The organism is Chromatiales bacterium, assembly GCA_014323925.1.
Classification (GTDB): Bacteria; Pseudomonadota; Gammaproteobacteria; order Poriferisulfidales; family Oxydemutatoraceae; genus SP5GCR1.
Map to the genome: position 1 here is coordinate 25775 of JACONC010000008.1, position 21726 is coordinate 47500.

Here is a 21726-nt window from a genome sequence, read left to right on the forward strand (position 1 = left end):
CCGGTGCTGTGAGAGGACAGGATGATGTAGGCGGTTTAGTCGGCTGGAATTTGTCAGGTAGTGTAACGAACAGCTATGCGATAGGTGCTGTGACTGGGATTCAAAGGGTAGGTGGTTTAGTTGGCGACATTAGAGAAGGTACCATTACGAACAGCTATGCGACCGGTGCGGTGACTGGGAATCAACAGGTAGGCGATTTAGTCGGCAACAATCAGCTTGGCAGTATAACGAATAGTAGCGAGCAGCCCATTGTAGAACTGCAGTCACCCACTACCGCAACGGGTATATACAGTGAATGGAGCACGGCAAACTGGGATTTCAGTAATACATTACAATCCCCAGCACTGAAATATACCAGCGGCCCCGATATGGATAACCCAGCGTGTGGTGTCGCTGGGCAACCTGACTGCGGCAGTTTATTAGCTAATCAATTTGCTAGTCTTTTGGATAATCTCACGGTTGCCAATGGGCTATTGATGCCTGAGTTTAATCCGCAGACATCGGACTACACTGTGGCGGTTGGTGATATCGCTAGTGCAATAACACTGCAAGCAATAGCTATGGATAAGTCTATTACCATTCGTATTAATGACACCGAAGAGCAAGTTGCCACCCATGCCATCAATCAAGATATTCCTATCACCGCAGACGATGTGATTACAATTGAGGTGTCTAATAGAGGAATTACAAAGAACTACCGGTTGACCGTTATGCCAGTCAATTTACCCGCTTGCACCCAGGATATACCAGACACGGATGACGACGGTTTGGTAGCGGGTATAGATATAGATAAAGATGGAGATGGGCTGATCGAACTGTGTAGCTTAGAAGGATTGGATGCGATACGCCATCAGTTGGACGGCACTGGCTATCGAGCGAGTACCACCGCAACTCTGATAACGGCAGGTTGTCCTGAGGGTAGCTGTCGTGGCTACGAGTTGGTGCGCAGTTTAGATTTTGAGCATACTGGTAGCTATGACAGTGGCAGCATTAATACGGCATGGACGATGGATGCAGGATGGTTGCCGATTGGCACTGCCGATCAACGATTTGCGGCAGTATTTCAAGGCAACGGCCATACGATATCTAACTTAATGATAGATAGATCTGCTGATAGCATAGGTCTATTCGGTGCAGTCATCAATTCTACAATGACTAATGTGGGTCTGTTAAATGTAGATATCACAGGAAATGATGATGTAGGTGGTTTAGTCGGCTTGAATGAGAACGGTAGTATTACAAACAGCTATGCGACCGGTGCTGTGAATGGGGTAATTGGTATAGGCGGTTTAGTCGGTTCGAATAATCAGGGTCGTATAACGAACAGCTATGCGACGGCTGATGTGACTGGGACTGCTCGGGTAGGCGGTTTAGTCGGCTGGAACAATGGTCGTATAACAAACAGCTATGCGACCGGTGATGTGAGAGGACAGGGGGATGATGTCGGCGGTTTAGTCGGTTACATGGGTGGTTTACTCGGTTCGAATAGAATTAGCATTACGAACAGCTATGCAACCGGTGATGTGAATGGGGGGGCAAGGGTAGGTAGTTTAGTCGGTTCCACAGGTGGTCTCATCAGTACAAATCCCAGTAGCATTACGAACAGCTATGCGACCGGTGATGTGATGGGGAATACAAATATAGGCGGTTTAGTCGGCTTCGAACAGTTTGGCAGTATAACGAATAGTAGTGAGCAGACCATTGAGAGACTGCAGTCACCGACTACGGCAACTGGTATATATGAACAATGGGATACTGCAGACTGGTACTTCGGTAATCAATCGCAATCCCCGGCACTGAAATATACCATCGGCCCCGACCTGAATAACCCGGCGTGTGGTGTCGCTGGGCAGCCTAGCTGCGGCAATTTATTAGCTAATCAAATTGCTATTCTTTTAGATAATCTGACGGTTGCCAATGGTCTATTGATGCCTGAGTTTAATCCGCAGATATTTGTCTACACTGTGGCGGTTGGTGGGATCGCTCGTGCAATAACACTGCAAACGACGGCTACTACAAATAGTGTGATTACCATTCGTGGTGCTGGCATAGAAGAGCGAGTCACCCATACCGTTGATCAAAATATTCCTATACCCGCCGACGGTGTGATTACGATTGAGGTGTCTGATGGAAGCACGCCAGAGAACTACCTGTTGACTGTTGTGTCAGTCAATCTACCCGCCTGTACGCAAAACCTAGCAGACACCGATGACGACGGTGTGTTAGCAGCCATAGATATAGATAAAGATGGCGATGGGCTGATAGAACTATGTAGCTTAGAAGGTTTGGATGCGATACGCTATCAGTTGGACGGGCGTGGCTATCGAGCAGCTAGTGGTGCGGACCTTATAACTCTAGGTTGCCCTGAGGGTAGCTGTCGTGGCTACGAGTTGGTGCGCAGTTTAGATTTTGACGATACGGGTAGCTATGACAGTGGCAGCGTTAATACGGCATGGACGATGGGTGCAGGATGGTTGCCGATTGGCGCTGGCGTTCAACTATTCGCGGCAATATTTGAAGGCAACCGCCATACGATATCTAACTTAATGATAGCTAGAGATACTGATGACCTAGGTCTATTCGGTGCAGCCGCCGATTCTAGCATGGCTAATGTGGGTCTGTTAAATGTAGATATCGAAGGAAATAGTGAGGTAGGCGGTTTAGTCGGCTTCAATAGAAATGGCACCATTACGAACAGCTATGCGACCGGTGCTGTGACTGGGAGCATTAATGTAGGCGGTTTAGTCGGTTGGAATAATCAGGGTCGTATAACGAACAGCTATGTGACGGCTGATGTGACTGCGTCTGGTGATAGGATAGGCGGTTTAGTCGGCATAAATAGTAACAATGGCAGTATAACGAACAGCTATGCGACTGGTAATGTGACTGGGACTGGTAATGAGACTGGGACTGGTGGTGATAGGGTAGGCGGTTTAGTCGGCGAAAATAGTGGCAGTATAACGAACAGCTATGCGACGGCTGATGTGACTGGGAATGGTGATAGGGTAGGCGGTTTAGTCGGCTTCAATAGTGATAGTATAACGAATAGCTATGCGACCGGTGATGTGACTGGGACTAGTAACAGGGTAGGTGGTTTAGTCGGCGAAAATAGTGGTCGTATAACGAACATCTATGCGACCGGTGATGTGACTGGGACTGATGATAGGGTAGGCGGTTTAGTCGGCATAAATAGTGGCAATGGCAGTATAACCAACAGCTATGCGACCGGTGCTGTGACTGGGACTGGGAGTAGTGTAGGTAATTTAGTCGGTCAAAATACTGCTTCTGCTCTTATAGCGAACAGCTATGCGAGCGGTATTGTGTCTACGAATCTTAATAGGATGAATTTAGTCGGCTTAAGCAGTGCTGGCGTAACGAATAGTAGCCGAAAGACCATTGAGGCACTGCAGTCACCGACTACGGCAACTGGCATATATTCACTATGGAGCACGGCAGACTGGGACTTCGGTGATCAATCGCAACTCCCGGCGCTGAAATATACCATCGGCCCCGACACGAATAACCCGGCATGTGATGTCGCTGGGCAACCTAGCTGCGGCAGTTTATTATCTAATCAAATTGCTATTCTTTTGGATAATCTCACGGTTGCCAATGGTCTATTGATGCCTGAGTTTGATCGACAAACATTCGTCTACACTGTGGCGGTTGGTGAGATCGCTAGTGCAATAACACTGCAAGCGACAGCTACTACAGATAGTGTTATTACCATTCGTAGTGCTGGCATAGAAGAGCGAGGCACCCATACCATTGATCAAAATATTCTTATCACCGTCGGCGATGTGATTACGATTGAGGTGTCTGATGGAAGCACAACAGAGAACTACCTGTTGACCGTTGAGCCAGTCAATTTACCCGCTTGTACGCAAAACCTAGCAGACACCGATGACGATGGTGTATTAGCGGGTATAGATATAGATAAAGACGGCGATGGGCTGATAGAACTATGTAGCTTAGAAGGATTGGATGCGATACGCCATCAGCTGGACGGCACCGGCTATCGAGTAGCTAGCACTGCAACCTTGATAACATCAGGTTGTCCTGAGGGAAGCTGTCGTGGCTACGAGTTGGTTCGCAGTTTAGATTTTGACGATACCAGTAGCTATGATAGTGGCAGCATTGATACAGCATGGACGATGGATGCAGGATGGTTGCCGATTGGCACTGCCGCGCAACCATTCGCGGCAGTATTTGAAGGCAACGGCCATACGATATCTAACTTAATGATAAATAGAAATACACCTGCTGATAACAACATAGGTCTATTCAGTTCAGCCAGAAATTCTAGAATGATTAATGTGGGTCTGTTAGATGTAGATATCAGCGGAGATAATCAGGTAGGCGGTTTAGTCGGCGACAATACCGGGGGTACCATTACGAATAGCTATGTGACCGGTGCTGTGACTGGGAACCTTAATGTAGGCGGTTTAGCCGGCCGCATTGGTAGACTTTCTAGTATTGCAAACAGCTATGCGACCAGTGCTGTAAGCGGGGCAGGTGAGGTAGGCGGTTTAGTAGGCATCAATTTCGGGAGTGGGAGTCGTATAACGAACAGCTATGCGACTGGTGCTGTGACTGGCACTGGTGATCGGGTAGGCGGTTTAGTCGGTGAAATTTTTGGTGCTGGTAGTATTACGAACAGCTATGCGACTGGTGCTGTGAGTGGGCAGGATAATGTAGGCAGTTTAGTCGGCAGTAATGATAACAATGGCAGTATTACAAACAGCTATGCGGCCGGTGCTGTGACTGGTAGTGGTGATAATGTAGGCGGTTTAGTCGGCAACAATCAGCGTGACAGCATAACGAATAGTAGCCAACAGACCATTGCCAGACTGCAGATGCCCACGACAGCAACTGGTATATACAGTCTATGGAGTACTGCCAACTGGGACTTCGGTAGCGCATCGCAATCCCCGGCGCTGAAATATACCCGTGGCCCCGATGGCAACAACCCGGCATGTGGTGTCGCTGGGCAACCTAGCTGCGGCAGTTTATTAGCGAATCAATTTGCTATTTTTTTGAATAATCTCACGGTGCCCGACGGTCTATTGTCGCCGGAGTTTAACCCGCAGAGATTGGTCTACGATGTGGTAGTTGCTGGGATGGCTAGTTCAATAACACTGCAAGCGACGGCTACTACAAGTAGTGTTATTACCATTCGTAGTGATGGCATAGAAGCGCGAACTGGCACCCGTGACATCAGTGAAAATATTCCTCTAACCGACGGTGTTGTCACCCTGATTACGATTGAAGTGTCTGAGGGAAGAACGCCGAAGATCTATAGGTTGACCGTTTTTTCAGGAATACCCGCTTGTACGCAAGTCATAATGGATACGGATGACGACGGTGTAACGGTTCTAGATATAGATAAAGATGGAGATGGGCTGATAGAACTGTGTAGCTTAGAAGGATTGAATGCTATGCGCTATCAGTTGGACGGTAGTGGCTATCGAGCAAATAGTGCTGCAACCTTGATAACGAGAGGTTGTCCTGACGGTGGCTGTCGTGGCTACGAGTTGGTGCGCGGTTTAGACTTTGAGGATACGGGTAGCTATGACAGTGGCAACATTAATGCGGGATGGACGACAGGTCAAGGATGGCTACCGATAGGAGAGGTAGATAACGGTTTCAATGCGATATTTGACGGCAACAACCATACGATATCTAATCTGACGATAGATAGGCCTGCTAATGTTAGGATAGGTCTATTTGGTGTGACAGCTACCAATTCTACAATGACTAATGTGGGTCTGTTAGATGTAGATATCAGAGGAGGGGGTAATGTAGGTGGTTTAGTCGGCTTCAGTGAGGGTCGTATAACGAACAGCTATGCGACCGGTGATGTGACTGGGACTAGTAACAGGGTAGGCGGTTTAGTCGGCTTCAATGAAGAGGGTAGTATAACGAACAGCCATGCGACCGGTGCTGTGCATGGGAATCTACAGGTAGGCGGTTTAGTTGGCTTCAATGGTTTTTTTAATACTGCCAACATTAGGAACAGCTATGCGACCAGTGTTGTGACAGGAAATAACGAGGTAGGTGGTTTAGTCGGCAACAATTTTTTGGGTAGTATAACGGACAGCTATGCGACCGGTACTGTGACTGGGAATGGACGGGTAGGCGGTTTAGTCGGCAACAACGGTGATGTTATAATAAACAGCTATGCGACCGGTGCTGTGACTAGTGATGGTGGTAATCAGATAGGCGGTTTAGTCGGCTTCAGTGTGGGTCGTATAACGGACAGCTATGCGACCGGTGCTGTGGAAGGAAATAATGAGGTAGGCGGTTTAGTCGGCTTCAGTGAACAGGGGAGTAGAAGGAGTATAACGAACAGCTATGCGACCGGTGCTGTGGAAGGAAATAATGAGGTAGGCGGTTTAGTCGGCGACAATAGAGTAAATATTACAAACAGCCATGCGACAGGGAATGTGATAGGATCTTCCAGGTCAGGCGGTTTAGTCGGCAACAATGGTTTGTTGGTTAGTGCCAACATTAGGAACAGCTATGCGACCGGTGCTGTGACAGGAAATAACGAGGTAGGCGGTTTAGTCGGCTTCAATTTTGACGGTGATCTAACGAACAGCTATGCGACGGGTGCTGTAACTGGGATTGGTAGTAGTACTAGGATAGGCGGTTTAGTCGGCACAGCTCTTGATGATATAACGAACAGCTATGCGACCGGTGATGTTATGGGAAATGATCGGGTAGGCGGTCTAGTCGGCAAAAATTTTGCTATTATAAGGAACAGCTATGCGACGGGCAATGTGATGGGGGATGAACTGGTAGGCGATTTCGTCGGCGACAATGACGAAGATGATGATATTAGAAACAGTTTCGCTCTGTCTATTGCGAGACTGCAGATGCCCACGGCAGCAGATGGCATATATAGCCAATGGAGTACTAACAACTGGGACTTCGGTAATGCATCGCAATCCCCAGCACTGAAATATACTCGTGGACCCGATGGCAACAACCCGGCTTGCGGTGTCGCTGGGCAACCTAGCTGTGATAGTTTATTACCCAATCAATTTCTTGTTTTTTTGGATAATCTCACCGTGTCCGATGGTCAATTGACGCCTGCGTTTGATCCGCAGACATTGGACTACACTGTGGTGGTGGATGAGATGGTTACTTCAATAACACTGCAAGCCATGGCGGCGAACCAGTCTATTACCATTCGTAGTGATGGCATAGAAGCGCGAACTGGCACCAGTGACATCAGTCAAAATATTCCTCTAAACGAAGGGGGTGTTATCACGGTTACGATTGAAGTGTCTGGGGGAAGAGGGACGACGATCTACATGTTGACCGTTGCGTCAACTGCGTCAATCAATCTACCCGCTTGTACGCAAGCCATAACGGATACCGATGGCGACGATGCATCAGTGATAGATATAGATAAAGATGGTGATGGTCTGATAGAACTGTGTAGCTTAGAGGGATTGGATGCGATACGCCATCAGCTAGACGGCACCGGCTATCGAGCAGATAGCAGCGCGGGCATTATAATATTAGGCTGTCCTGACGATGGCTGCCGTGGCTACGAGTTAGTGCGCAGTTTAGACTTTGAAGAAGCTGCTAGCTATGACAGTGGGAGCATTAATACGGCATGGACGATGGGTGCAGGATGGCTACCAATAGGAGGGGTAAATAACAGTTTCAATGCAATATTTGACGGCAACAGCCATACGATATCTAACTTAATGATAGCTAGACCTGTTACTGATAGGATAGGTCTATTCGGTGCAACCGGCACCAATGCTAGCATGATTAATGTGGGGCTGCTCAATGTGGTTATCATGGGAAATAATCTTGTGGGCGGTTTAGTCGGCGACAATAGAGGAAATATTACGAACAGCCATGCGACCGGTGCTGTGAGAGGAAATAACGAGGTAGGCGGTTTAGTCGGCTTCAATGCTAGTCGTATAACGCGCAGCTATGCGACCGGTGAAGTGACTGGGACTGGTGGTGATAGAGTAGGCGGATTAGTCGGGCAAAATAACTCTAATATAACGAACAGCCATGCGACCGGTGAAGTGACTGGGACTGGTGCTAGAGTAGGCGGATTAGTCGGGCAAAATAACTCTAATATAACGAACAGCCACGCGACCGGTGCTGTGACTGGGACTACTAATAATGTAGGCGGTTTAGTCGGCTTTAGTGTGGGTCGTATAACGAACAGCTATGCGATGGGTGCTGTGAGAGGAAATAGCGAGGTAGGCGGATTAGTCGGGCAAAGTAATTCTAATATAACGAACAGCTATGCGACCGGTGAGGTGACTGGGACGGGTAATAGTAGTAGTGTAGGCGGTTTAGTTGGCATCAATAGGAGTCGTATAACGAACAGCTATGCGACCGGTGATGTGGGAGGGCGGTCTAGTGTAGGCGGTTTAGTCGGCAGAAATGCACTCTTAAATGTCTCTGCTAGCCGCATTACGAACAGCTATGCGACCGGTGATGTTACAGGGATTAATCAGGTAGGCGGTTTAGTCGGCAGCAATGATAGGAGTTTTATAACGAACAGCTATGCGACCGGTGCTGTGAGAGGAAATAACAATGTAGGCGATTTAGTCGGCTTGGATAATATTGGTAGTATTACAAATAGTAAGGGGCTGTCGATTAGGGAACTTCAGATGCCCACGGCAGCAACCGGCATATATAGCGAATGGAGTACTGACAACTGGGATTTTGGTAATACATTACAAGCCCCAATACTCAAATATACCAGAGGTCCCGACAGCCGGGCTTGCGATGTCGCTGGACAACCCAGCTGCGATAGCCCCTTAGCGGATCAATTCGTTAGTCCTTTGGATGGTCTCACGGTGTCCGGTGGTATATTGGCGCCTGAGTTTAATCCACAGATATCGGACTACATTGTGGCGGTTGAAGAGTCTGTCGCTTCAATAACACTGCAAGCCATGGCTGCAGGTAGTGTTATTACCATTCGTAGTGCTGGCATAGACGAACAAACTGGCACCAATGACATCAGTCAAAATATTCCTATTACTGCAGGCGATGTCACCACGATTACGATTGTAGTGTCTGCTCCAGATGGCAGAGCGGCAGGACGCTACATGTTGACCGTTGTATCAACCAATTTATCTGCTTGTATTCGCGACCTAGCGGATACGGATAACGACGGTGTGCCAGCGATTATAGATATAGACAAGGATAATGATGGTCTCATAGAAATCTGTGATTTAGAAGGATTAGATGCGATACGCTATCAGCTCGACGGCACTGGCTACCGGGCAAATAGCACTGCAACCTTGATAACGATAGGTTGTCCTACGCGAGGCTGTCGTGGCTACGAGTTGGTGCGCAGTTTAGACTTTGAACAAGCGGACAGCTATGACAGTGGGCGTATCAATACGACCTGGACGATGGATGCAGGATGGCTGCCGATCGGCACTCGCACACAACCATTCGCTGCAGTATTTGAAGGTAACGGACATACGATATCTAACTTAATGATAGATCAACCTGTTGGTAGTAGGGTAGGTTTATTCGGTGGCACAAACACCGATGCTAAAATTGCTAATATTGGTCTGCTCAATGTGGATATCATCGGACAGCAGCGGGTAGGTGGTTTAGTCGGCGACAATGAGGGTCGTATAACGAACAGCTATGCGACCGGTGCGGTGACCGGCAGTGGCACGCAAAGTGGCAGTATAGGCGGTTTAGTCGGCTGGAATACAAGGGGTACCATTACGAACAGCTATGCGACGGTTGATGTTACCGGGCATAATCAGGTAGGTGGCTTAATCGGCCGCAATGGTGATAGCCGCATGAGTGATAGTGGTGTAGGTATAGGTAGTATAACGAACAGCTATGCGACCGGTGCTGTGACTGGGCAATTGAATGCGGGTGGTTTAGTCGGCTTTAATAGTGTTGGGAGTATAACGAACAGCTATGCGACCAGTGCTGTGCGTGACAATGGTAATAATGTAGGCGGTTTAGTTGGCAGAAATTCCTCATCTGCTAGTATTATGAACAGCTATGCGACCGGTGAGGTGACAGGGAATGAAAGGGTAGGCGATTTAGTCGGTTTGAATGAAGGCGGTAGTCCTACAAACAGTCGCGATCTGTCTATTGCAGAACTGCAGATGCCCACGGCAGCAATCGGCATATATAGCCAATGGAGTACTGCCAACTGGGATTTCGGTAATCAGTCGCAATCCCCGGCGCTGAGATATACCAGCGACGTCGATGGCAGGGCATGCGGTGTCGCTGGGCAACCTAGCTGCGGCAGTTTATTATCTGATCAATATCCCAGTCTTTTGAATAGTCTTGCGGTGTTCAATGGTCTATTGTTGCCTGAGTTTGATCCGCAGACACTGGTCTACGATGTGGCGGTTGATGAGACGGTCGATTCAATAACACTGCAAGCAATGGCTGAGGACAAATCTATTACCATTCGTAGTGATGGCATAGACGAGCAAACCACCACGGGTACTATCAGTCAAGATGTCTCTCTAAGCGAAGACAGTGACACCCTGATTACGATTGAAGTGTCTGATAGAAGAACAGCAAACGGCATCTACCGGTTGACCGTTAGGCGAATAATTCTACCCGCCTGCACGCAAGACCTAGCAGACACCGATGACGACGCTGCATCAGCAGCGATAGATATAGATAAAGATGGGGATGGTCTAATCGAACTGTGTAGCTTAGAGGGATTGGATGCGATACGCCATCAGCTCGACGGGCGTGGCTATCGTGCAGATAGCGATGCGGACCTTATAACGGTAGGTTGTCCTGACGGTGGCTGCCGTGGCTACGAGTTGGTTCGCAGTTTAGACTTTGCAGAAGCTGCTAGCTATGACAGTGGAAGCATCAATACGACCTGGACGATGGATGCAGGATGGCTGCCGATCGGCACGAGCGCGCAACCATTTGATGCGGTATTTGACGGCAACAGCCATACGATATCTAACTTAATGATAGATAGACCTGATGATGAAAGGATAGGTCTATTCGGTGCAACAGGCACCAATTCTAACATGACGAATGTCGGGCTGCTCAATGTAGATAATACAGGAAATGATTTTGTCGGCAGTTTAGTCGGCAGAAATGATGGGAATGTCACGAACAGCCATGCGACCGGTGATGTGATGGGAAATATACGGGTAGGCGGTTTAGTCGGCGAAAATGCAGGTAGTATAACGAGCAGCCATGCGACGAGTGCTGTGAATGGGAATCGGCGAGTAGGTGGTTTAGTCGGCAGAAATGATGGGCGTATAACGAACAGCCATGCGACCGGTAATGTAACTGAGCGTATGAACGGTGATGATCTACTAGGCGGTTTAGTGGGTGTCAATGGCAGTGAGGGTACTATTACAAATAGCTATGCGACCGGTAATGTGTTAGGAACTACGAATCCAGGCGGTTTAGTCGGCTTCAATGAAGGGAGTATAACGAACAGCTATGCGACCGGTGATGTGCGTAGTGTGGGTGGGAGCACTTTTGCAGGGGGGTTAGCCGGCTCAAATAATGGAACGATAACGAGCAGCTATGCTAGAGGTGATGTGGCTGGGGTTCAATGGATAGGCGGTTTAGTCGGCCAAAATAGTTCTTCTGGTAGTATAACGAACAGCTATGCGACCGGTGAGGCGAGAGGTTTCGAAGTAGGCGGTTTAGTCGGCTTGAATCAGGGTAGTATAACGAACAGCTATGCGACCGGTGAGGTGAATGGACAGTTAGGCACTTTAGTCGGCACCAATGAGGTTAGTACTCCAAGCAGTCGCGCTTTGTCGATTAGGCAACTGCAGATGCCCACTACGGCAACTGATATATACGAACAATGGAGTCCTGACAACTGGGACTTCGGTACTGCAACACAAGCCCCAATACTGAGATATGCTAGAGGTTCCGATCCTGCCAACCCAGCCTGCGGTGTCGCTGGACAACCCAGCTGCGGTAGTCCATTGACGGATCAATTTAATCTGTTGGATAGCCTCACGGTATCCAACGGTCTATTGACATCTGAGTTTAACGCACAGACATCGGACTACACTGTGTTGGTGGCTGCGACTGTTGACTCAATAACACTGCAAGCCATCGCTGACGACCGGTCTATTATCATTCGTAGTACTGGCATAGACGAGCAAGTGAGCACTGATACCATCACGCAAGTTGTTCCTATTACTGCAGGCGGTGTCACCACGATTACGATTGTCGTGTCTGCCCCAGATGGCAGAAGGGCAAGCAACTACCTGTTGACCGTTGAATCAATCAATTTATCTGCTTGTATTCGCGACCTAGCGGATACTGATGACGACCGTTTTCCAGCGGTGATAGATATAGACAAGGATAATGATGGTCTAATAGAAATCTGCGATTTAGAAGGATTGGATGCGATACGCTATCAGCTCGACGGGCGTGGCTATCGAGCAGGTAGGAGTATCGACCTGATAACGGTAGGTTGTCCGGTAGATGGCTGTCGTGGCTACGAGTTGGTGCGCAGTTTAGACTTTGCCGAGGCTGACAGCTATGACGCTGACAGCTATGACAGTGGGCGTATCAATACGGAATGGACGATGGGTGCAGGATGGCTGCCGATTGGCACTAGTGCGCAACCATTTGATGCAGTATTTGACGGCAACGGCCATACGATATCTAACTTAATGATAAATAGACTTGCTGATGATAGGATAGGTTTATTCGGTGCAACAGGCACCAATGCTAAAATGACTAATGTGGGTCTGTTCAATGTAGATATAACTGGACAGCAGCAGGTAGGCAGTTTAGTCGGCATCAATACGGGTAGTATAACGAACAGCTATACGACCGGTGAGGTCAGTGGGAATAATAGTGTAGGCGGTTTAGTCGGTTCCAATGGCGGTAGCATTACGAACAGCTATGCGACCAGTGATGTGCCAGGGCAGAGCAGTAATGTAGGCGGTTTAGTCGGATTCAATGAGGGTCGTATAACGAACAGTTATGCGACCGGTGATGTGCGTGGGAATGATAGTGTAGGCGGTTTAGTCGGCGGAAATATTAGAAATATAACGAACAGCTATGCGACCGGTGATGTGACTGGAAGTGCAGACTTAGGTAGCCTAGTCGGCTTCAATTTCTCATCTGCTAGTATTATGAACAGCTATGCGACCGGTGAGGTGAATGGACAGTTAGGCACTTTAGTCGGCGGCAATGACGGTAGTTTGCCAAACAGTCTGCATCGGTCGATTGCACAACTACAGATGCCCACGGCAGCAACCGGCATATATAGCGAATGGAGTACTGCCAACTGGGATTTCGGTAATCAGTCGCAATTCCCGGCGCTGAGATATACCAGCGGAGCCGATCCTGATAATCCGACCTGTGGTAATGCTGGACAACCTAACTGTGGTCAGTTATTAACCAATCAATTTCCCGGTTTTTTGAATAGTCTTGTGGTGTTCAATGGTCTATTGTTGCCTGAGTTTAATCCGCAGAGATTGATCTACGATTTGGCGGTTAGTGAGACGGTTGATTCAATCACACTGCAAGCAACAGCTACTCCAGATAGTGTTATCACCATTCGTAGTGATGGCATAGGCGAGCAAGCAACCACGGGTACTATCAGTCAAGATGTTCCTTTAACTGGAGATAGTGACATCCTGATTACGATAGAAGTTTCTGATGGAAGAACGGTGAGCGACTACATCTACAGGTTGGCCGTTGTGTCAATAGATTTACCCGCCTGCACGCAGGACCTAGCGGATACCGATGACGACGCTACACCAGCGATTGTCGATATAGATAAAGATGGCGATGGTCTGATAGAGCTGTGTAGCTTAGAGGGGCTGGATGCAACACGCCATCAGCTTGACGGGCGTGGCTATCGCGCAGATAGCGGTGCGGACATGATAACGATAGGTTGTCCGGTAGATGGCTGTCGTGGCTACGAATTGGTTCAAAGTTTAGACTTTGACGATGCTGACAGCTATGACAGTGGAAACATTGATATGGAATGGACGGCGGGTGCAGGATGGACGCCGATCGGCACGAGCGCACAACGATTCGCTGCAGTATTTGAAGGCAACGGTCATACGATATCTAACTTAATGATAGATAGACCTGATAGTGAGATAGGTTTATTCGGTGCGACAGGCAACAATTCTACAATGGCTAATGTCGGGCTGCTAGATTTAGATAACACAGGAAATAGTTTAATCGGCGGTTTAGTCGGCAGCAATGATAGGGGTACAATAACGAACAGCTATGTGACCGGTGAGGTGACGGGTGATGTGGCGAGGAATAGTAGCTGGGTAGGTGGTTTAGTCGGCTTAAATACCGGTAGTATAACGAACAGCTATGCGATGGTTGATGTGACTGGGAATGGTAGTTGGGTAGGTGGTTTAGTCGGCAGCAATCAGGGTCGTATAACGAACAGCTATGCGATCGGTGAGGTGACTGGGAATGATACTTGGGTAGGCGGTTTAGTCGGCTTGAATAACGCTGTTATAACGAACAGCTATGCGATGGTTGATGTGAGAGGATCATCTGAGGTAGGCGGTTTAGTTGGCGAAGGAGGGTCTAGATCTAGTATAACGAACAGCTATGCGACTGGTGCGGTGACTGGGAATGAACGGGTAGGCGGTTTAGTTGGCGAAAATAACTTTAATATAAGGAACAGCTATGCGACCGGTGGAGTGACTGGGAATGAACAGCTAGGCGGTTTAGTCGGCTTGAATAACTCAATGATAACGAACAGCTATGCGACCGGTGATGTGGCAGGACAAGGGAGAGGGAGTAATGTAGGCGGTTTAGTCGGCGACAATGTGGGTAGTATAACGAACAGCTATGCGACTGGTGCGGTGACTGGGAATGATATTGTAGGCGGTTTAGTTGGCGAAAATAGTGCTTCTGGTAGTATAACGAACAGCTATGCGACCGGTGCGGTGACTGGGACTGGTGATAATGTAGGCGATTTAGTCGGCACCAGTGAGGTTAGTACTCCAAGCAGTCGCGCTTTGTCGATTAGAGAACTGCAGATACCCACTATGGCAACTGATATCTATGAACAATGGAGTGCGGCAGATTGGGACTTTGGTAATCAATTTCAATCCCCGATACTCAGATATACGGCAGGTTCCGATCCCAACAACCCGTTCTGCGGTGTCGCTGGACAACCCAGCTGCGATAGTCCATTGACCGATCAATTTAATCTGTTGGATAGTCTCACGGTGTCCGATGGTTTATTGACACCCGAGTTTAATCTGCGGACATCGGACTACACTGTGCTGGTTGATGGGATTGTCGATTCAATAACACTGCAAGCAACGGCTGACAACCGCTCTATTACTATTCGTAGTGATGGCATAGACGAGCAAGTGAGCACTGATACCATCACGCAAGTTGTTCCTATTACTGCAGGCGGTGGCACCACGATTACGATTGAAGTGTCTGCCCCAGATGGCAGAAGGACAAGCAACTATATGTTGACCGTTGAATCAATCAATTTATCTGCGTGCATTCGCGACCTAGCGGATACCGATGATGACCGTTTCCCAGCGGTAATAGATATAGACAAGGATAATGATGGTCTCATAGAAATCTGCGATTTAGAAGGATTGGATGCGATACGCTATCAGCTCGACGGGCGTGGCTATCGAGCAAATAGCACTGCAACCTTGATAACGACAGGTTGTCCTATGACAGGCTGTCGTGGCTACGAGTTGGTGCGCAGTTTAGACTTTGAACAAGCGGGCAGCTATGACAGTGGGCGCATCAATACGGCATGGACAACAGGTGAAGGATGGCTGCCGATTGGCACGAGTACGCAACCATTCGCTGCAGTATTTGAAGGCAACGGTCATACGATATCTAACTTAATGATAGATAGACCTGCTACGGATAGAATAGGTCTATTCGGTGCAACAGGCACTGATGCTAAAATGACTAATGTGGGTCTGTTCAATGTGGTGATCATCGGACAGCAGTGGGTAGGCAGTTTAGTCGCCATCAACAGTGGTAGTATAACGAACAGCTATGCGACCGGTGAGGTGAGTGGACGGAATATTGTAGGCAGTTTAGTCGGTTCCAATGGCGGTAGCATTACGAACAGCTATGCGACGAATGATGTTTCAGGGCAGGGGAATAATGTAGGCGGTTTAGCCGGCTTCAATGAGGGTCGTATAACGAACAGCTATGCGACCGGTGATGTGACCAGCGATGGTCGCAGAGTAGGCGGTTTAGTCGGCGGAAATAATAGGGAGATAACGAACAGCTATGCGACCGGTGATGTGAGTGGAAGTGCAGACTTAGGTAGCTTAGTCGGCCGTAATTTCTCATCTGGTCGTATTATCAACAGCTATGCGACCGGTGATGTGAATGGACGGTTAGGTGCTTTGGTCGGCGCAAATGAGAATGGTGATGGCATTACAAACAGTCGGCATCTGTCCATTGCAGAGCTACTACAGTCACCTACCATGGCAACCGATATATATGCACAATGGGATACTGCAGACTGGGATTTCGGTAATCAGTCGCAATTCCCGGCGCTGAGATATACCAGCGGCGCCGATCCTGATAATCCGACCTGTGGTAATGCTGGACAACCTAACTGTGGCAGTTTATTAACTGATCAATTCCCTAGTTTCTTGAATAGTCTTGTGGTGTCCGACGGTCTATTGTTGCCTGAGTTTGATCCGCAGACATTGGTCTACACTGTGGCGGTTGATGAGACGGTTGATTCAATAACACTGCAAGCAACGGCTACTCCAGATAGTGTGATTACCCTTCGTAGTGATGGCATAGACCAGCAAACAACCACAGATACTATCAGTCAGGATGTGCCTCTAAGCGGCGATAGTGACACCCTGATTACGATTGAAGTGTCTGATTTAAGAACGGCAAACGGCGACATCTACAGGTTGACCGTTGAGCGAATAATTCTACCCGCCTGTACGCAAGACCTAGCAGACACCGATGACGACCGTGTGCCAGCAGCGATAGATATAGATAAAGATGGTGATGGTTTGATAGAACTGTGTAGCTTAGAGGGGTTGGATGCGACACGCCGTCAGCTCGACGGGCTTGGCTATCGCGCCGATAGCGATGCAGACCTTATAACGGTAGGTTGTCCGGTAGATGGCTGTCGTGGCTACGAGTTGGTGCGCAGTTTGGATTTTGCAGAGACTGACAGTTATGACAGTGGGCGCATCAATACGACCTGGACGATGGCTGCAGGATGGCTACCAATCGGCACGAGCGCGCAACGATTCGCTGCAATATTTGACGGCAACGGTCATACGATATCTAACTTAATGATAGATAGACCTGCTACGGATAGCATAGGTCTATTCGGTGCAACAGGCATCCATTCTAGTATGACGAATGTCGGGCTGCTCAATGTAGATAACATAGGAAATGATAATGTGGGCAGTTTAGTCGGCGAAAACACCGGTGGTATAACGAACAGCTATGCGATGGGTGCTGTGACTGGGCGTACTAGGGTAGGCGGTTTAGTCGGCTGGAGTAGAGGGGGTGACATAACGAACAGCTATGCGACCGGTGATATGGATGGAGATGATAGTGTAGGCGGTTTAGTCGGCGAAAATAGTGATGATGGTCGTATAACGAACAGCTATGCGATCGGTGCAGTGACTGGCAACAATGATCAAGTGGGCGGTTTAGTCGGCGACAATGCGGGTAGTATAACGAACAGCTATGCGACCGGTAATGTGGATGGGGATGAACTGGTAGGCGGTTTAGTCGGCAACAATGCGGGTAGTATAACGAACAGCTATGCGACCGGTGCGGTGACAGGGACTGGTGATATGGATGGGGATGGTAGCTTAGGCGGTTTAGTCGGTGAAAATAGTTCTGCTGGTAGTATAACGAACAGCTATGCGAGCGGTGCTGTGAATGGACAGTTAGGCACTTTAGTCGGCACCAATGAGGGTAGTATTACTCTAAACAGTCGCGCTTTGTCGATTACAGAACTGCAGATGCCCACTACGGCAACTGGTATCTATGAACAATGGAGTACGGCAGACTGGGATTTTGGTACTGCAACACAAGCCCCAATACTGAGATATGCTAGAGGTCCCGATCCCGATAACCCAGCCTGCGGTGTCGCTGGACAACCCAGCTGCGGTAGCCCATTGGCGGATCAATTGAATCTATTGGATAGTCTCACGGTGTCCGATGGTCTGTTGACACCGGAGTTTAATCCACAGACATCGGACTACACTGTGTTGGCTTCAGGGACTGTCGATTCAATAACACTGCAAGCCATGGCTGACAATCAGTTTATTACCATTCGTAGTGATGGCATAGGAGAGCAAACCACCTTTAATACCATCAGTCAAGTTGTTCCTATTACTGCAGGCGGTGGCACCACGATTACGATTGTCGTGTCTGCCGCAGATGGCAGAAGGACAAGCAACTACCTGTTGACCGTTGAATCAATCAATCTATCTGCTTGTATTCGCGACCTAGCGGATACCGATGACGACCGTTTCCTAGCGGTGATAGATATAGACAAGGATAATGATGGTCTGATAGAGATCTGCGATTTAGAAGGATTGGATGCGATACGCTATCAGCTCGACGGGCGTGGCTATCGCGCAGGTAGCAGTATCGACCTGATAACGGTAGGTTGTCCTGACGAGGGCTGTCGTGGCTACGAGTTGGTGCGCAGTATAGACTTTGAACAAGCGGACAGCTATGACAGTGGAGACATCAATACGGCATGGACGACAGATGCGGGATGGCTACCGATCGGCACGAGCGCGCAACCATTCGCTGCAGTATTTGAAGGCAACAGCCATACGATATCTAACTTAATGATAGATAGACCTGCTACTGGTAATGAAATAGGTTTATTCGGTGAGACAGCTAATAATTCTAGAATAACGAATGTCGGCATGCTAGATGTAGATAACATAGGAAGTACTCATGTGGGCAGTTTAGTTGGTTTCAATAACTCTATTATAACGAACAGCTATGCGACCGGTGCTGTGAATGGGGTTACGTCTGCAGGTGGTTTAGTCGGCCGCAATGAGGATGGTAGTATAACGAACAGCTATGCGGCAGTTGATGTGGGAGTGCGGAATAATATAGGCGGTTTAGTCGGCGAGAATAGAGGTCGTATAACGAACAGCTATGCGACCGGTGATGTGACGGGGATTAGAGATGTAGGTGGCTTAGTCGGTTTAAATAATACTGGTGGTAGTATAACGAACAGCTATGCGACCGGTGCTGTGACTGGGAATTTACAGGTAGGTGGTTTAGTCGGCGACAATAGAGTAAATATAACGAACAGCTATGCGACCGGTGCTGTGAATGGACAGTCAGGCACTTTAGTCGGCAACAATATGGGTAGTATAACAGATAATAGTAAGCATCTGTCCATTATGGAACTGCAGATGCCCACGACAGCAACCGGCATATATAGCGAATGGAGTACGGCAGACTGGGATTTCGGTAATCAATCGCAATCCCCGGCGCTGAGATATACCAGTGGAGCCGATCCTGACAACCCGGCCTGCGGTGTCGCAGGGCAACCTAGCTGCGGTCAGTTATTAACCGATCAATTTCCTAGTTTTTTGAATAGTCTTGTGGTGTTCAATGGTCTATTGTTGCCTGAGTTTGATCCGCAGAGATTGGTCTACGAGGTGGCAGTTAGTGAGACGGTCAATTCAATCACACTGCAAGCAACGGCTACTACAAATAGTGTTATTACCATTCGTAGTGATGGCATAGACGAGCAAACAACCACTGATACGATTAGTCAAGATGTGCCTCTAGCCAGCGATAGTGACACCCTGATTACGATTGAATTGTCTACCCCAGATAGCAGAAGGACAGGAAACTACAGGTTGACCGTTGCGCGAATCAATCTACCCGCTTGTACGCAAGACCTAGCAGACACCGATGACGACCGTGTGCCAGCAGCGATAGATATAGATAAAGATGGTGATGGTCTAATAGAACTGTGTAGCTTAGAGGGATTGGATGCGATACGCCATCAGCTCGACGGTAGTGGCTATCGCGCCGATAGCGGTGCGGACATGATAACGGTAGGTTGTACTGAGCGTAGCTGCCGTGGCTACGAGTTGGTGCAGAGTTTAGACTTTGCAGAGACTGACAGCTATGACAGTGGAAACATCAATACGACCTGGACGACGGGGGAAGGATGGCTGCCGATCGGCACGAGCGCGCAACCATTCGCTGCAATATTTGAAGGCAACGGTCATACGATATCTAACCTAATGATAGATAGACCTGCTACGGATAGCATAGGTCTATTCAGTGCGACAGGCAACAATTCTATAATGACGAATATCGGGCTGCTCAATGTAGATATCAAAGGAGGGAATTTTGTGGGCAGTTTAGTTGGCGAAAATACCGGTAGTATAACGAGCTATGCGACTGGTGAGGTGCGTGGGAATGCACGGATAGGCGGTTTAGTTGGCGAGAATGATGGGAGTATAGCGAACAGCTATGCGATGGTTGATGTGACTGGGGATAGTACTTGGATAGGCGGTTTAGTCGGCATCAACGGCAGTTTTGCCAGCCAAAATAACCCTAATATAACGAACAGCTATGCGACCGGTGAGGTGCGTGGGAATGATATTGTAGGCGGTTTAGTCGGCATCAATGATGGGAATGTCACGAACAGCGATGCGATGGGTGATGTGAGAGGGTCATTTCAGGTAGGCGGTTTAGTCGGCAACAATAGCAGTAGTGGTCGTATAACAAACAGCTATGCGACCGGTGATGTGACTGGTGTGACTGGTGCTGGTGATAGGGTAGGCGGTTTAGTCGGCTTGAGTGAAGGGGGTACCATAACGAACAGCTATGCGACCGGTGATGTAGATGGAGATGATAGTGTAGGCGGTTTAGTCGGCGAAAATAGTTCTTCTGGTAGTATAACGAACAGCTATGCGACCGGTGAGGTGCGTGGGAGTGCACAGGTAGGTGGTTTAGTCGGCTTCAATATTCGTAGTATAACGAACAGCTATGCGACCGGTGCTGTGCGTGGAACGAGTGAGGTAGGCGGTTTAGTCGGCTTCAATGATGGGAGTATAACGAACAGCTATGCGGCCGGTGAGGTGACCGGGACTGGTGATAATGTAGGCGATTTAGTCGGCACCGATGAGGGTAGTAGTACTCCAAACAGTCGCGCTTTGTCGATTAGAGAACTGCAAATGCCCACTACGGCAGAGGGTATATATGAAGAATGGAGTACGGCAGATTGGGATTTTGGTACTGAAACACAAGCTCCAATACTGAGATATGCTAGAGGTCCCGATAGCGAAAACCCGGCATGCGGTGTCGCTGGGCAACCCAGCTGCGGCAGTCGATTGGCGGATCAATTTAATCTGTTAGATAGTCTCACGGTGTCCAACGGTCTATTGACACCTGAGTTTAATCCACAGACATCGGACTACACGATGTTCGTTGGTAGGACTGTCGATTCAATAACACTGCAAGCCATGGCTGACGATCAGTTTATTACCATTCGTAGTGCTGGCATAGGAGAGCAAACGACCTTTAATACCATCAGTCAAGTTGTTCCTATTACCGCAGGCGGTGTCACCACGATTACGATTGTCGTGTCTACCCCCAATAGCAGAAGGACAGCAGACTACCTGTTGACCGTTGAAGCAATCAATTTATCTGCTTGTCTTCGCGACCTAGCGGATACTGATGATGACGGTTTCCCAGCGGTTCTAGATATAGACAAGGATAATGATGGTCTAATAGAAATCT

The 21726-nt window shown here is 48.5% G+C and carries 35 pseudogenes; all 35 read left to right on the forward strand.

From position 1 onward, the window contains the following. Nucleotides 1-368 precede the first annotated feature (368 nt). The 35 pseudogenes from GDA45_04740 to GDA45_04910 all read left to right on the forward strand — a co-directional run bounded on the left by GDA45_04740 (nt 369) and on the right by GDA45_04910 (nt 21617). Nucleotides 369-710: pseudogene (locus GDA45_04740) on the forward strand (cadherin-like beta sandwich domain-containing protein). Continuing rightward, nucleotides 711-1424: pseudogene (locus GDA45_04745) on the forward strand (hypothetical protein). A gap of 39 nt (nt 1425-1463) precedes the next feature. Beyond that, nucleotides 1464-2720: pseudogene (locus GDA45_04750) on the forward strand (cadherin-like beta sandwich domain-containing protein). 6 nt (nt 2721-2726) lie between these two features. Beyond that, nucleotides 2727-2888 (forward strand): annotated as a pseudogene (locus GDA45_04755) (hypothetical protein). 69 nt (nt 2889-2957) lie between these two features. After that, a pseudogene (locus GDA45_04760) lies at nt 2958-3071 on the forward strand (hypothetical protein). Nucleotides 3072-3119: 48 nt separating this feature from the next. Next, nucleotides 3120-3239 (forward strand): annotated as a pseudogene (locus GDA45_04765) (hypothetical protein). A gap of 102 nt (nt 3240-3341) precedes the next feature. Beyond that, nucleotides 3342-3857: pseudogene (locus GDA45_04770) on the forward strand (cadherin-like beta sandwich domain-containing protein). A gap of 999 nt (nt 3858-4856) precedes the next feature. Next, nucleotides 4857-5312 (forward strand): annotated as a pseudogene (locus GDA45_04775) (cadherin-like beta sandwich domain-containing protein). A 33-nt stretch (nt 5313-5345) separates the two neighbouring features. Further along, nucleotides 5346-5867 (forward strand): annotated as a pseudogene (locus GDA45_04780) (hypothetical protein). A gap of 213 nt (nt 5868-6080) precedes the next feature. Next, a pseudogene (locus GDA45_04785) lies at nt 6081-6623 on the forward strand (peptidase A26). A gap of 3 nt (nt 6624-6626) precedes the next feature. Beyond that, nucleotides 6627-6707 (forward strand): annotated as a pseudogene (locus tag GDA45_04790) (hypothetical protein). Further along, nucleotides 6708-6785: pseudogene (locus tag GDA45_04795) on the forward strand (hypothetical protein). It begins immediately after the preceding pseudogene. Further along, nucleotides 6786-7331: pseudogene (locus GDA45_04800) on the forward strand (cadherin-like beta sandwich domain-containing protein). Then, a pseudogene (locus tag GDA45_04805) lies at nt 7320-8060 on the forward strand (hypothetical protein). Before GDA45_04800 ends, GDA45_04805 begins: the two co-directional pseudogenes overlap by 12 nt. Nucleotides 8061-8207: 147 nt before the next feature. Continuing rightward, nucleotides 8208-8483 (forward strand): annotated as a pseudogene (locus GDA45_04810) (peptidase A26). A 168-nt stretch (nt 8484-8651) separates the two neighbouring features. Then, nucleotides 8652-9104: pseudogene (locus tag GDA45_04815) on the forward strand (cadherin-like beta sandwich domain-containing protein). Further along, a pseudogene (locus GDA45_04820) lies at nt 9093-9989 on the forward strand (hypothetical protein). The pseudogenes GDA45_04815 and GDA45_04820 overlap by 12 nt, the downstream one beginning before the upstream one ends. Before the next feature lie 18 nt (nt 9990-10007). Then, nucleotides 10008-10580: pseudogene (locus GDA45_04825) on the forward strand (cadherin-like beta sandwich domain-containing protein). A 291-nt stretch (nt 10581-10871) separates the two neighbouring features. After that, nucleotides 10872-11291: pseudogene (locus GDA45_04830) on the forward strand (peptidase A26). A gap of 141 nt (nt 11292-11432) precedes the next feature. After that, a pseudogene (locus GDA45_04835) lies at nt 11433-11711 on the forward strand (peptidase A26). 78 nt (nt 11712-11789) lie between these two features. Further along, a pseudogene (locus GDA45_04840) lies at nt 11790-12248 on the forward strand (cadherin-like beta sandwich domain-containing protein). 309 nt (nt 12249-12557) lie between these two features. After that, a pseudogene (locus tag GDA45_04845) lies at nt 12558-12977 on the forward strand (peptidase A26). A gap of 135 nt (nt 12978-13112) precedes the next feature. After that, nucleotides 13113-13682 (forward strand): annotated as a pseudogene (locus tag GDA45_04850) (cadherin-like beta sandwich domain-containing protein). A 183-nt stretch (nt 13683-13865) separates the two neighbouring features. After that, nucleotides 13866-14243 (forward strand): annotated as a pseudogene (locus GDA45_04855) (hypothetical protein). A gap of 459 nt (nt 14244-14702) precedes the next feature. Then, nucleotides 14703-15455, forward strand: a pseudogene (locus GDA45_04860) (cadherin-like beta sandwich domain-containing protein). Continuing rightward, nucleotides 15441-16172: pseudogene (locus GDA45_04865) on the forward strand (hypothetical protein). The pseudogenes GDA45_04860 and GDA45_04865 overlap by 15 nt, the downstream one beginning before the upstream one ends. Before the next feature lie 261 nt (nt 16173-16433). After that, nucleotides 16434-16892, forward strand: a pseudogene (locus tag GDA45_04870) (cadherin-like beta sandwich domain-containing protein). Nucleotides 16893-17183: 291 nt separating this feature from the next. Continuing rightward, nucleotides 17184-17522, forward strand: a pseudogene (locus GDA45_04875) (peptidase A26). Beyond that, nucleotides 17523-17771, forward strand: a pseudogene (locus tag GDA45_04880) (peptidase A26). A 12-nt stretch (nt 17772-17783) separates the two neighbouring features. Further along, a pseudogene (locus tag GDA45_04885) lies at nt 17784-18413 on the forward strand (cadherin-like beta sandwich domain-containing protein). Between the two features lie 381 nt (nt 18414-18794). Further along, nucleotides 18795-19133: pseudogene (locus tag GDA45_04890) on the forward strand (peptidase A26). 192 nt (nt 19134-19325) lie between these two features. Continuing rightward, nucleotides 19326-19844, forward strand: a pseudogene (locus GDA45_04895) (cadherin-like beta sandwich domain-containing protein). 177 nt (nt 19845-20021) lie between these two features. Then, nucleotides 20022-20738: pseudogene (locus GDA45_04900) on the forward strand (hypothetical protein). Nucleotides 20739-20780: 42 nt separating this feature from the next. Then, a pseudogene (locus GDA45_04905) lies at nt 20781-20912 on the forward strand (hypothetical protein). Between the two features lie 249 nt (nt 20913-21161). Beyond that, nucleotides 21162-21617: pseudogene (locus GDA45_04910) on the forward strand (cadherin-like beta sandwich domain-containing protein). The last annotated feature ends 109 nt before the right edge of the window (nt 21618-21726 follow it).